Source organism: Jejuia pallidilutea, assembly GCF_002973595.1.
In the GTDB taxonomy this organism is placed as follows: Bacteria; Bacteroidota; Bacteroidia; order Flavobacteriales; family Flavobacteriaceae; genus Jejuia; species Jejuia pallidilutea.
In genome coordinates this window covers 18,711-33,872 of record NZ_PVEO01000011.1, presented here as the reverse complement: position 1 = coordinate 33,872, position 15,162 = coordinate 18,711, and the positions used below count along the sequence as shown (strand labels likewise).

General features: G+C 36.2%; 11 protein-coding genes and 1 tRNA gene. 2 read left to right on the top strand and 10 right to left on the bottom strand.

The features are described 5' to 3' along the window. Nucleotides 1–19: 19 nt before the first annotated feature. The 6 genes from CLV33_RS15015 to CLV33_RS14990 form a co-directional block, all read right to left on the bottom strand. On the bottom strand, nt 20–1,390 hold the full coding sequence (locus tag CLV33_RS15015) for a hypothetical protein (RefSeq protein ID WP_042247708.1): 1,371 nt from the start codon (nt 1,388–1,390) through the stop codon (nt 20–22). Nucleotides 1,391–1,410: 20 nt separating this feature from the next. Beyond that, entirely contained in the window at nt 1,411–1,965 is a 555-nt protein-coding gene (locus CLV33_RS15010; protein ID WP_170064030.1) for a c-type cytochrome, read from the bottom strand. Nucleotides 1,966–1,972: 7 nt separating this feature from the next. Further along, nucleotides 1,973–2,503: a DUF3341 domain-containing protein gene (locus tag CLV33_RS15005; RefSeq protein ID WP_042241971.1), complete on the bottom strand. Its 531-nt coding sequence runs from the start codon at nt 2,501–2,503 to the stop codon at nt 1,973–1,975. 9 nt (nt 2,504–2,512) lie between these two features. After that, the gene (gene nrfD / locus CLV33_RS15000) at nt 2,513–4,252 is read right to left on the bottom strand and encodes an NrfD/PsrC family molybdoenzyme membrane anchor subunit (RefSeq protein WP_081956194.1); all 1,740 of its coding nucleotides are present in this window, start codon (nt 4,250–4,252) and stop codon (nt 2,513–2,515) included. A gap of 28 nt (nt 4,253–4,280) precedes the next feature. Next, nucleotides 4,281–7,382, bottom strand: a complete 3,102-nt coding sequence (locus CLV33_RS14995) for a TAT-variant-translocated molybdopterin oxidoreductase (RefSeq protein WP_105474597.1) — start codon at nt 7,380–7,382, stop codon at nt 4,281–4,283. Nucleotides 7,383–7,453: 71 nt separating this feature from the next. Next, nucleotides 7,454–8,752, bottom strand: coding sequence for a c-type cytochrome (locus CLV33_RS14990; RefSeq protein ID WP_105474644.1), 1,299 nt, complete (start codon nt 8,750–8,752; stop codon nt 7,454–7,456). 220 nt (nt 8,753–8,972) lie between these two features. Here CLV33_RS14990 and CLV33_RS14985 point away from each other — a divergent pair, with 220 nt between their 5' ends. Beyond that, nucleotides 8,973–9,353, top strand: coding sequence for an SPOR domain-containing protein (locus CLV33_RS14985; RefSeq protein WP_105474596.1), 381 nt, complete (start codon nt 8,973–8,975; stop codon nt 9,351–9,353). A 78-nt stretch (nt 9,354–9,431) separates the two neighbouring features. On the opposite strand, the gene infB is transcribed toward CLV33_RS14985, so the two are convergent. The 3 genes from infB to rimP all read right to left on the bottom strand — a co-directional run bounded on the left by infB (nt 9,432) and on the right by rimP (nt 13,973). After that, the gene (infB, locus tag CLV33_RS14980; protein WP_105474595.1) at nt 9,432–12,194 is read right to left on the bottom strand and encodes a translation initiation factor IF-2; all 2,763 of its coding nucleotides are present in this window, start codon (nt 12,192–12,194) and stop codon (nt 9,432–9,434) included. A gap of 71 nt (nt 12,195–12,265) precedes the next feature. Continuing rightward, on the bottom strand, nt 12,266–13,498 hold the full coding sequence (nusA, locus tag CLV33_RS14975; protein ID WP_042241977.1) for a transcription termination factor NusA: 1,233 nt from the start codon (nt 13,496–13,498) through the stop codon (nt 12,266–12,268). Between the two features lie 13 nt (nt 13,499–13,511). Then, a complete protein-coding gene (rimP, locus tag CLV33_RS14970; protein WP_042241980.1) occupies nt 13,512–13,973 on the bottom strand; it encodes a ribosome assembly cofactor RimP in 462 nt (153 codons plus the stop codon). Nucleotides 13,974–14,103: 130 nt separating this feature from the next. Here rimP and CLV33_RS14965 point away from each other — a divergent pair, with 130 nt between their 5' ends. Beyond that, nucleotides 14,104–14,928 carry a universal stress protein gene (locus tag CLV33_RS14965; RefSeq protein ID WP_105474594.1) on the top strand — a complete coding sequence of 275 codons (825 nt, stop codon included), beginning with the start codon at nt 14,104–14,106 and terminating at the stop codon, nt 14,926–14,928. A 51-nt stretch (nt 14,929–14,979) separates the two neighbouring features. Here CLV33_RS14965 and CLV33_RS14960 read toward each other — a convergent pair. Further along, nucleotides 14,980–15,052: transfer RNA gene (locus tag CLV33_RS14960), tRNA-Gln, on the bottom strand. Nucleotides 15,053–15,162 lie beyond the last annotated feature (110 nt).

Here is a 15,162-nt window from a genome sequence, read left to right as displayed (position 1 = left end):
GTCTTTATTTAAATCTTAATTAATAATGAAATTCTTCACTTTCCTTTCTAAAAGGATAGCCTTTCACCAACAAAGGTGCTTTTGTTAACGCCGTAAATACTATAAAAATAAATAAGCCAGCAAATAATAATATTGAGCTAATTTCTGGAATACCAATAAACCATCTATCTCCAACGGTTGCAGGCATAATCATATTAAAAATATCAATGTAGTGACCGAATAAAATCACTAAACCAGTCATTACCACAAACCAAGGTATACGTTTATAATCTGCATTCATTAACATTAAGATAGGGAACACAAAATTTAAAACTACCATACCTAAAAATGGTAATTTATAATCTTCAAAACGTGTTACAAAATACGTTACCTCTTCTGGAATATTAGAATACCATATAAGCATGAATTGAGAGAACCATAGGTATGTCCAGAAGATACTCATGGCAAACATAAACTTAGCAACGTCGTGCAGGTGGTTTTCATTTACAAATTCTAAATATCCTCGAGATTTTAAATATATTGAAATTAATGCTATAACTGTAATACCGCTTACAAACATACTTGCAAACACATACCAACCAAATAAGGTAGAGAACCAATGAGGATCTACACTCATTATCCAATCCCAAGACATAATAGACTCTGTGTATATGAAAAACACTAAGAATGCCGCAGAAATACGGAATGATTTCTTAAAGTTACTTTTATCTTCAGCGGTGTCTTGAGCTATTGAAAATTTACGTGAAAAATGACGATATAACCACCACCCTAAAATAAATATAATACCTCTAACTGAAAACCAAGTAAGACTCAACCAACCAGATTTACCTTGTATTAACTTATCGTGTGCCACCACTTCTGGATCCATCCAAATAAATAAATTATAATGGCCTATAGTGCCTGATGCAATTGCTATTAATAATACAATTACAGCACCAGGTAGCAAGTAGGCTGTAATACCTTCCATTACTCTAAAAAGTACTGGAGACCAACCCGCTTGAGATGCAATTTGTATTGCGTAGAATGCTAACACGCCAAGTGCAATCATCATAAAGAAAAATGCAGCAACGTATAAGGCAGCCCAAGGTCTGTTGTGTATTTGGTGCATTACATGTTCAGCATGCTCATCGCCATGATGATCTACATCAGCTAAAGCACCATGAGCGTTTTCTTCGTGTGCATTGTTTGAATGATCCTCTACTCCTGCCACAACATGTGCTTTAGTGGTAGTTTCGTGTTCACCTCCATGATGCGAAGCTTCCTCAGCAAGCATTTCTTTTACGTCTTCTAAAGATTTATGAGATGTCATAAAACCATATCCTACACCTAATACTCCTAAAACTATTAGAGCGATAGAAAATGTCTTTAATTTATTTGAAAATGTATACATATCTATATAATCTTATCTTCTTACTTTTCTAAATCTGCTTTTAACTTTAATACGTAAGACACCACCTGCCAGCGTTCTTCTTCGTTTAATTGGTTTGCATAACTCCCCATAGCATTCTTTCCATAATAAATAGTATGGTAAATGCTACCTTCGTTGATTGCCCTTCCTGCATCATCATAACTTGGAATACCTAATATTTTTTCTCGTTGTACTAGCTTACCTTGTCCTTTACCTTTATTACCGTGGCATATACCACAGTAAATATCATATAGTTCCTTACCTCTTTCTAAATCTATTTGAGTAGAATCTAACGGACTTTTTAAAGTTGATTTAGCTAATTCGTAACCTTCTGTTGAGTTTTCTATATCAAACGGGACAAAACCTCTTGGTATACTTCCGCTTGCAGGAGTTCTGGCTTGCATACCGTTTTCAAACATTTCATTTTCACCGTAGGTTTCATATCCAACAGATTCGTACATATTTGGCATGAACTGATAATTTGGTGCTGTATCTTTTCTACAAGATACTGCTACAAATACAATTGCTACTAGTGCTATTTTAACTAAGCTTTTCATACTGTTATTAATGGGCTTTATCAACTAAATTAATTTCTACTGCTCCAGTTTCTGCAAGTAGGCGCTGTAACTCATTTTCGTTACCATGAACTGTTACTTCCATTAAAAAATGGTCGTCAGTTGTTCTAGGGTCAGGGTTTTCAGCTTTTTTAAATGGCCACATTCTACTACGCAAATAAAATGTAATTACCATTAAGTGTGCAGCAAAAAACACAGTAAGCTCAAACATTATAGGTACAAATGCTGGCATATTTTCTAAATAGCTAAAGCTTGGTTTACCGCCAATGTCTTGGGGCCAATCTTCAATCATAATAAAATTCATCATTACAATTGCTACTGTTAAACCTACTAGGCCATATAAAAATGCCGTAATGGCTATACGAGTAGGCGCTAGACCCATAGCTTTATCTAATCCATGTACTGGAAAAGGAGTGTATATTTCTTCAATGTGATGTCTTTCTGCCTTTACTTTTTTAACGGCAGACATTAATACATCATCATCAGTATAGATAGCGTGAATAACTTTTGAAGCTTCCATTGACTATGTTTAGTTTATTAATTTTTTAGCTTGTCCAGACCAATCATCACGTTCAGCTCTTCCTGGGAAGGAGCCCGTAATACTATCTAGCAAGTCGTATTCTTTTTTGGTCATTTTACTTACCTGCAGGAAGGTATAAATACCAATACTGTTTAATACCTCTTCCATTTTTGGTCCAACACCACTTATTTTCTTGAGGTCATCTGCTGTTTGGGTAGATGGATCAAAGGTGCCTATACTTTCAAGCAAGGAATTAGTCATTTCAGATTTGTCTCCCTTAATTACTACTGGTTCTGGTTCTGTAGCAATTACATGAGCTACCTTACCAGATGTTCTTTCGTCTGCGCCTGTACCTACTAAACTTTTACCAGATTCTCTTAAGTTTTTATATTTTTCGCCTGATGATTTTAAAATTGTTTTTACCTCTGCCTGAGCTATTACAGGGAATGTTCTAGAGTATAATAAGAACAATACAAAGAAGAATCCTATGGTACCAATAAATATTCCTATATCTACATAAGTTGGTGAGAACATTGTCCATGAAGATGGTAAGTAATCTCTATGTAATGATGTTACAATAATTACAAAACGCTCAAACCACATCCCTACGTTCACTACGATAGAGATAAAGAAAGAGAACATAATACTTGTTCTTAATTTCTTAAACCACATAAATTGTGGAGAGAACACATTACAAGACATCATCATCCAATACGCCCAAGCATAAGGGCCTGTTGCTCTGTTTAAGAATGCGTACTGCTCGTATTCAACACCCGAATACCACGCAATGAACAGTTCTGTAATGTAAGCTACACCTACTATGGAACCTGTAATCATAATTACAATATTCATTAGCTCGATGTGCTGTATTGTAATGTAGTCTTCTAGATTACACACTTTTCTCATTATAATGAGAAGTGTGTTTACCATAGCAAATCCTGAGAATACCGCACCCGCAACGAAGTATGGCGGGAATATCGTGGTATGCCACCCAGGAATTACCGATGTTGCGAAATCGAACGATACAATGGTGTGTACAGAAAGTACAAGTGGTGTTGCTAAACCTGCGAGCACTAAAGATACTTCTTCAAATCGCTGCCAATCTTTAGCACGTCCAGACCATCCAAAACTTAATAATGCATATATTTTCTTTTGAAACGGTTTAATTGCTCTATCTCTTAACATTGCAAAATCTGGTAATAAACCTGTCCACCAGAACACTAACGATACAGATAAATATGTTGAAATTGCAAATACGTCCCATAGTAATGGCGAGTTAAAGTTTACCCATAAGGATCCAAATTGATTTGGAATAGGTAATACCCAATACGCTAGCCAAGGACGACCCATGTGGATGATAGGGAATAACCCTGCTTGAACGACCGAAAAAATCGTCATTGCTTCAGCAGAACGGTTAATCGCCATTCTCCATTTCTGACGGAATAATAATAGTACCGCAGAAATTAGTGTTCCTGCATGACCAATACCTACCCACCAAACAAAATTTGTAATATCCCAAGCCCAACCTACGGTTTTATTCAAACCCCAAGTACCGACACCTGTTGATATGGTATAAATAATACATCCAATTCCCCAAAGAAAAGCTGCTAGTGATATACCAAAAACTATCCACCACTGCTTATTGGCTTTTCCTTCAACAGGTTTTGCAACATCCACAGTAACATCGTGGTATGATTTTTCACCTGTAACTAAAGGTCTTCTAATAGGTGCTTCGTAATGAGACGCCATAATTATATAATTGATTCTTTAATTAGATTTATGCTTCAGTTGTATTTCTCACTTTTGTTTGATACATCACGTTTGGTTTTGTGCCTACGTGCTCTAACAAGTGATACATACGGTTATCTTTTTTAAGTTTTGCAACTTTACTTTCCTTATCGTTAATGTCTCCAAATACCATTGCGCCGTTGCTACATGCAGCAGAACACGCTGTTTGAAACTCTCCGTCTTTAATTTCACGACCATCACGCTTTGCATCCAAAATTGTTTTTTGTGTTTTTTGAATACACATCGAACATTTTTCCATCACTCCACGAGATCTTACGGTAACATCTGGGTTTAATACCATACGTCCTAAATCATCGTTCATATGATAATCAAACTCATCATTTTCGCTATATAAGAACCAGTTAAAACGACGTACTTTATAAGGACAGTTATTTGCACAATATCTTGTACCAACACATCGGTTATATGCCATGTGATTTTGGCCTTGGCGACTGTGTGATGTTGCTGCCACTGGACAAACTGTTTCACATGGTGCATGATTACAATGCTGGCACATTACTGGCTGGAATGCTACTTGAGGATTTTCAGATGGATCTTCCATTTCTCCAAATCCACCTAATGAACCTTTATCACCCCATAAACCAGAAAACTCCTCTTTCTTAGTATCATCAGCTTCAAATGTTTCATCTGAAGAATAATACCTGTCTATTCGTAACCAATGCATATCGCGACTACGACGTACCTCGGTTTTTCCAACCACAGGCACATTATTTTCAGAATGACATGCAATTACACATGCTCCACAACCTGTACAAGCATTTAGATCTATAGATAAGTTAAAATGATGCCCTATTGAACGATCAAACTCATCCCATAAATCAACTTCAGGAGATGTTACTGGAGTCTCAACGTGGTTTAAAGATACTTTAGGAATTGCGTTCCAGTATTCTTTGTCTTTTGTGTTGAAGATTTCTAAGGTAGTTTCCTTAACAATATCGCCACGTCCCATTAATGTGTTATGCAACTGTACACATGCAAATTCGTGTATGCCTGCAACAGCTTCTATAGTTACATCTTGTACTGTATTAAAGTTTTGGTATAAAGGGTATGCATTTACACCTGTTTGCATTTCTTCTTTTAAACCAAGCGTTTTACCGTAACCTAAAGCAAGACCCAAAGAACCTTTTGCTTGACCAGGCTGAATGATTACAGGAGCAGTAACAGACACTCCATTTACAGTAATTTTTGCAAAATTACTATTTAGTGCACCATTTGCTACATTTTCGTTGGTTAAGCCTAAAGCTTCAGCATCTGCTTTTGAAACTGTTAAGTAGTTATCCCATGATGTTCTAGTAATAGGATCTGGGAATTCTTGTAACCATGGGTTATTGGCCTGTTGCCCGTCGCCCATACCCACTTTGGTATATAATGTTAGTTCAAGCCCGTTTGACTTTACAGAAGCAGCTAATGCTCTTGCTGCATTTCCAGAAGGCGCTTCAACATTTTCCTCACTCACTTTTTCTACCTCAACTTCATCGGCTAATGTTCCAACGTAAACACCGTCATGTAGTGCTTTATTAAAAGAACTTCCTCCTAAAATATTAGTACCCCAGATTGTTTTAATGTAATCGTGATAAGAACTATCATTTCCAGTCCATTTTAAAAGGGCTTCTTGAAATTGTCTTGTATCAAATAAAGGGCGTATAGTTGGTTGTGTTAAACCATAATGTCCTTTTTTAAGTTCCACATCGCCCCAAGATTCTAAATAATGAGGCGCTGCAGCAATATATTGACATTCTGTTGATGTTTCATCTTCTTTCATTGAAAAAGCAACAGAAAGTTTTGTTTTCTTTAATCCTTCAAGGAAATCTGCAGCATTAGGCAATGTATAAAGTGGGTTAACACCGCTCATAATAATAGCTCCTACATTACCCGCTTTCATATCGGCAATTAATTGCATTACTGCCTTGTCACTACCTTGCCTTGTTTTTATAGGTGTTTTAGGATTGAACGCCTTACTAGATAAGGCCTCATTGATTTCTAAAACTACAGTTTGTGCATTTATATCTTTAATTCCTGTAACTACTACACCTTTGCTTCCCGCTCTTTTTAATTCTGAAGCAGCTTTTGCTACAGCATTATTAATGTGCTCTGGCAAATCAGTTGAAACGGATCCTCCAACAATTAAGCTGTAAAGTTTTGCTAAAGCTTGTTTTTGTTGTGTTGGTGTTAATGGCACTCGCTTATCGGCATTAGCACCAGAAAGGCTCATATTAGATTCGAACTGAATATGGCGTGACATTTTGCCATGATCTGGAATTCGGTTTTTAGAGTATCCAGAATCGAATCCACCACCTTGCCAATCCCCAAGAAAGTCTGCACCGACAGACACAATAGTCATCGCTTTAGAAAAATCATAATTCGCTAAACCTCTCTCTCCATATTTTGCCTGAAACGCATCAAGTGCAGTAGATTCTGAAACAGCGTCATATTGCACATGTCTAACATTACCATATTTTTCAGAAAATTCGGCAACTAATTTATTTGTAGATGGGCTCGCATAGGTTTGTGTTAGTAACACAATAGTTTTATTTGCAGCAGCCACGTCGGTTAATGCTTTTGAAGTTTCAGCATCAAAGTCACTCCAAGAAATAGCCTCACCGTCTTTTTTAGGTCCTGTAACCCTTAAACTATCATATAACCCTAAAACAGAAGCGTGTACTCTAGCGTTTGCACTACCATTGGTAGCCGCCATAGTATTATTTTCTATTTTAATAGGGCGCCCTTCGCGAGTTTTAACTAAAACACTTGCAAAATCAAAACCATCAGCAATAGTAGTTGCGTAATAGTTGGCTACCCCAGGAATAATTTCTGTTGGCTGCACTACGTATGGAATTGATTTTTTAACAGGGCCTTCACACGCTGCTAAAGAAGCAGCAGCCGTTGTAAAACCAACATACTTTAAGAAATCACGACGTGATGTAGATGTAGCCTCTAATGTATCTTTATCTCCTAAAAATTCATCGGTAGGAATTTCCTCTACAAATTCGTTTTGTTTTAGCGTCTCAACAATAGAGCTATTTTCGTTTAGCTCTTCAACACTTTTCCAGTATTTCTTGTTTGATGACATATTGTTTACTAGTTATTAGTTGTTAGTTATTAGTTATTCGAATTACTTCTAAACTAAAACTGTTTTTTTTGTTAATAATGACACTTACCACACTCTAAACCACCCATTTGAGCAGCGGTTAAATTATCTACACCATATTTCTTAGACAATTCTTCGTGAATTTTCTCGTAGTAGGCGTTGTCTTTCACAGCTACGTTTGTTTCTCTATGACAGTTGATACACCATCCCATGGTTAATGGTGAATGTTGGTACATGACTTCCATCTCTTCAACAGGCCCATGACATGTTTGACATTCTACACCAGCAACAGTTACGTGTTGTGAGTGGTTAAAATATGCAAAATCTGGTAAATTATGAATTCTAATCCATTTTACAGGTTTAGTTTCTCCTGTATACTTCTGGTTTTCATCATCCCATCCTACAGCAGCATACAGTTTTTTTATTTCGGCATTATAATCAACACCATACTCACGCAAACCTTCTTGCTGTGTCTCTTCAGCAACTTGGTATATAGATTTATGACAGTTCATACACACATTTAGCGAAGGTATTCCAGAATGCTTACTTACTCTAGCTGAAGAGTGACAGTATTTACAATCTATACCATTTTCACCTGCATGGATTCTGTGGGAATAATGAATTGGCTGTACTGGCTCATATCCTTGATCCACGCCTATTTGAGACAAATACCCATACACAAAATAAGCACTAGACAACAAGAAGAATATAGCAACAACAATCATTAAAAATTGGTTTTGTACAAACGCTTTCCACAATGGAGTTCTTGTCGTTTGAGGAATTTCAATATTTTGAACTTGCGCAAAACGTCGCAGTGTTTTATTTACTAGATACAGCCCTAAAGCTAATAATACAAATAAAATTGCAAGAGCTCCAAGAATAATTTCATTTGAGATACCGCCTGAATTTGCAGTTGCAGTTTCACCAGCAACCGGAGCTGCAGCAGCTGCAGGCGCTTTCTTTTCTTCTGCTGTATATGCTAAAATATTGTTTAAATCCTCATCGGATAATTGAGGGAAAGCTGTCATTGCAGCACCACCATATTCATTATAAATCTTGTTTGCATAAGCATCGCCAGATTTAATAAGTCCAGCACTGTTACGAATCCAAGCATATAACCATTCTCTATCTAGACCTTCTTCCTCTGCTAAACGCGTTTCAACATTACGTAATGCAGGCCCCGTCATCTTTTTATCTAATTGGTGACAAGCCGCACAATTGGCATTAAATAAAGATTTTCCTTTTGCTGGATCTCCGTCTTGAGCCGAAATCGATGTAGTAAACGCTAATAATACAATTAAGCCTAAATGAAGAATAGAATTGCTTAATCTGCGGTGTATCACCTGTTTCATATTGTTGGTTATATTAACTTCTAAACTTTGGTATGATTTTTTCATAAATATACAGAAAAAACACAGTTATAAAATCTCAGGCAAAAGTAATACTTAAAGTCGATTTGCGAAATGTTAGTGAACTGTTAATTGCTAATTTAGAGGGATTCTAAATAATAAAATGACCAATGTTTTAGTTTATGTCGTATATATTTGTATAAAGTTATTTAAAACAGCAACAATGAACCTAAAAAACAGCTTTCTATCTGTAATTCTTATTGTACTTTCATTTACTTTTGGGTATTCCCAAGAAGGCAAAGTAACTATTAATCAAGACGATAGAATTAAGGAACTTCTTGAATTAAAAAAAGAAATGAACCGTAACGAAACTGATTCTAAACGTTACAAAATACAAGTGTACTCTGGAAATAGAGGGGGTGCACAAGATGCCCAAAAAGATTTTGCCGATACTTTTGCACAATGGCGCCCTGTTATGCATTACGAAACACCAAACTTTAAGGTTTGGGCGGGCAACTTTAGCACACGTTTAGAGGCCGACAGAGCCTTAAAAAAAATAAAACGTAAGTTTCCTGCTGCATTTATATTTAAACCAAAAAAATAAAATATTATATAGTGTTAAAAAAATAAAAAGAGAGCTAATTTTAAAATTAGCTCTCTTTTTATTTATGGATAAGTTTGTTTATTTCAACTTCTTTTTCACCTCAACTTCGTGGAAAGCCTCAATAATATCACCTTCTTTTATGTCGTTATAATTTTTTATTTGCATACCACAATCATAGCCTTTAGATACTTCTTTAACATCATCCTTAAATCGTTTTAACGATGCCAATTCTCCGGTATGTACTACTACACCGTCTCTAATTAGGCGTACTCCAGAGCTTCTAAATATTTTACCATTAGTAACCATACATCCTGCAATGCTACCAATTTTAGATACTTTAAAAATTTCTCTAATTTCAGCAGTACCGGTAACCTCTTCTTTTACTTCAGGAGACAGCATACCTTCCATAGCATCTTTAAGATCGTTAATGGCATCGTAAATAATAGAGTAAGTTCTAATATCTATTTCTTCCTTATCAGCGATATCTCTAGCGTTTCCTACTGGGCGTACGTTGAATCCAACAATAATAGCATCAGAAGCAGAGGCCAACAACACATCACTTTCGGTAATAGCACCAACGCCTTTATGAAGTATATTTACCTGAATTTCTTCAGTAGATAACTTTTGGAAAGAATCGGTTAATGCCTCCACAGAACCATCAACATCACCTTTTAAGATAATATTTAATTCTTGGAAATCTCCAAGAGCAATTCGGCGACCTATTTCATCTAGTGTTATATGGCGTTGCGTTCTAACTGATTGTTCGCGTTGTAACTGAGATCGTTTTGCTGCAATTTGTTTTGCTTCGCGTTCGTCTTCAAACACATTAAACTTATCTCCTGCTTGTGGGGCACCGTCTAGACCAAGGATAGAAACCGGTGTTGATGGTCCTGCCTCTTTAACATCGTTACCCCTTTCATCGTGCATTGCCTTTACTTTACCACTGTGCTGTCCTGCCAATACGTAATCGCCAACACGTAGTGTACCAGCCTGAACTAATATGGTAGACACATAACCGCGGCCTTTATCTAAAAATGCCTCAACCACTGTACCTACGGCAGGCTTATCTGGATTAGCCTTTAGCTCTAACAATTCTGCTTCAAGCAAGACTTTTTCTAATAATTCTTTAACACCAGTACCAAATTTAGCTGAAATATCGTGTGATTGTATTTTTCCACCCCAGTCTTCAACTAGTAAATTCATATTAGCCAACCCTTCCTTAATCTTATCAGGATTAGCATCTGGTTTGTCTATTTTATTAATTGCAAATACTATAGGCACTCCCGCAGCTTGTGCATGCGAAATGGCCTCTTTTGTTTGTGGCATTATATCATCATCTGCAGCTGCAACTATAATAGCTATATCGGTAACTTGCGCACCACGTGCACGCATTGCGGTAAACGCTTCGTGACCTGGCGTATCTAGAAATGCTATCTTTTGCCCATTTTCTAACTGCACACCATAAGCACCAATGTGTTGTGTGATTCCTCCAGACTCTCCTGCAATTACATTTTCTTCGCGGATATAATCTAATAAGGATGTTTTTCCATGGTCTACGTGCCCCATTACTGTAACAATTGGTGCGCGAGATTTTAAATCTTCAGGGTTATCTTCAACCTCTTCGATAGATTCTTCAATATCTGTAGTTACAAATTCAACCTCGTATCCAAATTCTTCTGCAACTATAGATAAAGTTTCTGCATCTAAACGTTGATTCATTGTTACCATCATACCTAGAGACATACACGCCGAAATAATTTCGGTAACGCCTACATCCATCATAGTAGCTACTTCGCTAGCTGTAACAAATTCTGTTACTTTAAGCACTTTACTTTCTGCTGCTTCAGCTTGTAATTCTTTTTCTGTTTGGTCTCTATGGTGGTCTCTTTTCTCTCTTCGATATTTGGCACCTTTACCTTTTGAAGATTTACCTTGTAGTTTTTCAAGTGTTTCTCGTACCTGTTTTTTTACATCCTCTTCACTAGGCTCTTCCTTAACAACATTGCGGCGTCCTTTGCCTTTAAACCTATCGTTACGGTTACCACCAGTTTTTTGGTTGTTGCCACCTTGTCCTGGACCAACCTTACTGATACGTCTACGCTTCTTTTTATTAGCATTAGCATCAGATGTTCCAGGTTTTTTCTCTTCTTTTTTCTTTTTGGGCTTATTGAATTGTGTTAAATCAATTTTATCACCTGCAATCTTAGGCCCCGTTAGTTTTTGGTATTGGGTTTTAACTTTTTCTTCTGGAGTTATCAACTCCCCATCTACCACAATTTTTTTAGGGGTTTCTTTAACTTCTTCTTGCTTTTTGGCTACTTCGGGAGTTTTTTCAACTGTTTTTTCTTGAACAGGCTTTTCTTTGGTTTTTGGAGTTTCTGCCTTTTCAGGTTTGGCGGTCTCTTTTTTAACTTCTTTTACCTCATCAACTTTTTTAACCTCTTTGGGAGCTGGCATTTCTTGTACCTTCTTTTTTGGCTCTAAATCTATTTTACCAACGGTTTTAGGACCTGAAAGTGTTTTAGAAGCCTTAACCACTTCTTCTTGTTGTGCTTTTTCTATGGCTTCTTTAGCTTTTTGCTTTTCCTCTAGTTCTTTTTCACGTTTAATACGTAAATCTTCCTTTTCTTTTAGCTTAGCTTCACTAACTTCTTGCGACCTCATTTTCTTGTTAGCGTCCGTCTCGAATTCGTCTGAAAGAATATTGTAAGTTTCTTCAGAGATTTTCGTAGTTGGTCGCTTCTCTATTTCTATGCCTTTAGAATCTAAAAATTCCACAGCACGGTCTAAAGAAATGTTGAGTTCACGTAAAACTTTATTTAATCTAATTGTGTCAGCCATAAATTGCCTTTAAAATCTCAAATATATTATTAATACCGCTTTTGTTAAAACTTATTTAAACTAAGTTGGTATTAGTCTTCGAATTCTTCCTTAAGAATTCTAATAACATCATTTATTGTTTCTTCTTCTAAATCGGTTCGCTTCACTAAATCATCTACATCTTGTTCTAGAATACTTTTTGCAGTGTCTAATCCTGCTTTACTGAATTCTTGAATAATCCAACCTTCTATTTCATCTGAGAATTCGCTTAATTCTACATCTTCTTCAGCGCCTTCTCTAAATACATCAATTTCGTAACCTGTTAATTGGCCAGCTAAACGAATATTGTGACCGCCTCTACCAATAGCTTTACTTACTTCTTCTGGTTTTAAAATTACCTCAGCGCGTTTAGTTTCTTCATCTAGTTTAATTGAAGTTACTCTTGCTGGACTTAAAGCTCTTGTTACAAATAATTGAATATTGTTGGTGTAATTAATCACATCAATATTTTCGTTGCCTAGTTCTCGTACAATACTATGTATTCTAGAGCCTTTCATTCCCACACATGCGCCCACGGGATCTATTCTATCGTCATAAGAATCTACAGCTACTTTTGCTTTCTCGCCTGGTATTCTTACTACTTTTTTTATGGTAATTAAACCATCGAACACTTCTGGTATTTCTTGCTCGAACAACTTCTCCAAAAATACTGGGGAGCTCCTAGACATTATAATGGTGGGTTTAGCCCCTTTAAGCTCTACACTGTCTATTACACCTTTTACATTATCGCCTTTTCTAAAAAAGTCTGAAGGTATTTGTTTGTCTTTTGGCAATACAATTTCATTGCCTTCATCGTCTAATAAAATAACGGCTCTATGACGAATATGGTGCACTTCCGCAGTATATATTTCGCCTACTAAATCTTTAAATTGCTTGTAGATTATAGTGTTATCGTGCTCGTGAATTTTTGAAATTAAATTTTGGCGTAATGCTAATATAGCACGTCTTCCTAAATCTACCAATTTTACTTCTTCTGATACATCTTCACCTACCTCGAAATCGGGCTCAATTTTTCTAGCTTCACTAAGAGAAATTTCTTGATTTTCGTCTTCTACTTCGCCATCGGCAACCACTACACGGTTTCTCCAAATCTCTAAATCCCCTTTATCAGGATTCACAATAATATCAAAATTATCGTCATCTCCAAATTTCTTTTTTAGGGCACTTCTAAAAACATCTTCTAAAATCGCCATTAGCGTAACACGATCTATTAACTTATCGTCTTTGAATTCTGAAAAAGATTCAATTAACGCAACATTCTCCATAACTCTACTTGAATTAAAATTTAATCATAACTTTTGCTTCTACAATATCCTGATAAGCCACATTGGCTTGCTTTTTTACAGTAACCTTACCTTTGCCAACAGGTTTAGGCTCCCTGGTTTTCCATTCTAATAGAATATAATCCTCGGTAGCCTCTGCCAAAACACCTTCTAATTGTTCTGAAGCTGTTTTTACTTTTAAGGTTCTGTTTATATGTCTTCTATACTGTCTTTTGTTTACTAATGGCGATGCAGCTCCTGCCGACATAACTTCTAGTGAAAAATCCTGTTCTTCCCTATCTAAATTATGTTCTATGGCCCTGCTTAAAAACATACAATCTTCAACCAAAACGCCATTATCACCATCAACTATTACCTTAATATGATTAGCCTCATTGACATCAAAATCTATTAAAAATAAATCTTGACGTTCTGTTAGTGCAGCATCCAATAAATCTTTTACCGTATCTTTAAACATTTTAGTATAAAAAGAGGGGACTTTCCGTCCCCTCATAATTAATTTCGCCGTTCAACGCCGCAAATATAATATATTAAATTGATTTTTAAATAATTTATACCTATTTTTATATAGCTAACACCTCCCTATCATGAAAAAAATACTTGTTCCCACTGATTTTTCTGAACAAGCCGAAAAGGCCCTAGAAGTCGCCGCCCAATTAGCCAAACAATATAATGGTGAAATTTACCTGTTGAACGTGCTGGATTTACCACTACATGAAGTAGACCCTTTAAAAGGCTACAACGACTTACCAGAAGCTGTTTTCTTTATGAAATTAGCGCACAAAAAGTTTAAGAAATTAATAAAGAAAGATTATTTAGAAGGGATTAAAGTATACGAAAATGTAGAATTTCATGACGTGTACAAGGCCATAAACCATGTGTGCAAAAAACACACAATCGATTTAATTATTATGGGCTCTCATGGTGCTAGTGGCTTTAAAGAATTGCTTATAGGGTCTAACACCGAAAAAGTAGTACGCACTTCTACAACGCCTGTTTTGGTAGTTAAAAAAGCTCATACAGAATTTAAAGTTAAAAATTTTGTATTTGCCTCTGATTTTAAGGAAGAAGCTAAAGTTCCATTTCTTAAAGCTTTAAAATTTGCTGAATTATTTAAAGCCGAAATGCATTTGCTTATGGTAATTACTGCCAATAAATTTGTAACTACCGCTAATGCAAAAGCACGTATACAAGGGTTTCTAGACGCCGTAACCCATAGTTTTTGCACCATACACATTTACAATGATGAAACCATTGAGAAGGGCATCATGAATTTTTCGCAATCTATTGATGCCGATTTAATTGGTATGAGCACCCACGGGCGCCAGGGATTATCGCATTTTTTTAATGGTAGTATTAGTGAGGATTTAGTGAATCATGCAAAGCGTCCTGTGATTACTTTTAGGATTTGAATAAAAAGTAAAAAACCCTAACTACTTTCGTAATCAGGGTTTAAATTACCGTTGGCCTACTAGGGCTCGAACCTAGACTCTTCTGGACCAAAACCAGACGTGTTGCCAGTTACACCATAGGCCAAAATGTAAATTGCATATGCCTGTCGGCAAAGGCAGGTGCAAATTTAGTACAAAGTTTTATTTGTACAAGATTTTTTTAAAAAAAATCCCCTATTTATTACGCTACAGCAA

Bases quoted from the DNA above. Each gene is read 5' to 3' on its own strand.
- CLV33_RS15015 (WP_042247708.1), bottom strand. From the start codon at position 1,390: ATGTATACATTTTCAAATAAATTAAAGACATTTTCTATCGCTCTAATA.
- CLV33_RS15010 (WP_170064030.1), bottom strand. From the start codon at position 1,965: ATGAAAAGCTTAGTTAAAATAGCACTAGTAGCAATTGTATTTGTAGCA.
- CLV33_RS15005 (WP_042241971.1), bottom strand. From the start codon at position 2,503: ATGGAAGCTTCAAAAGTTATTCACGCTATCTATACTGATGATGATGTA.
- nrfD (WP_081956194.1), bottom strand. From the start codon at position 4,252: ATGGCGTCTCATTACGAAGCACCTATTAGAAGACCTTTAGTTACAGGT.
- CLV33_RS14995 (WP_105474597.1), bottom strand. From the start codon at position 7,382: ATGTCATCAAACAAGAAATACTGGAAAAGTGTTGAAGAGCTAAACGAA.
- CLV33_RS14990 (WP_105474644.1), bottom strand. From the start codon at position 8,752: ATGAAACAGGTGATACACCGCAGATTAAGCAATTCTATTCTTCATTTA.
- CLV33_RS14985 (WP_105474596.1), top strand. From the start codon at position 8,973: ATGAACCTAAAAAACAGCTTTCTATCTGTAATTCTTATTGTACTTTCA.
- infB (WP_105474595.1), bottom strand. From the start codon at position 12,194: ATGGCTGACACAATTAGATTAAATAAAGTTTTACGTGAACTCAACATT.
- nusA (WP_042241977.1), bottom strand. From the start codon at position 13,498: ATGGAGAATGTTGCGTTAATTGAATCTTTTTCAGAATTCAAAGACGAT.
- rimP (WP_042241980.1), bottom strand. From the start codon at position 13,973: ATGTTTAAAGATACGGTAAAAGATTTATTGGATGCTGCACTAACAGAA.
- CLV33_RS14965 (WP_105474594.1), top strand. From the start codon at position 14,104: ATGAAAAAAATACTTGTTCCCACTGATTTTTCTGAACAAGCCGAAAAG.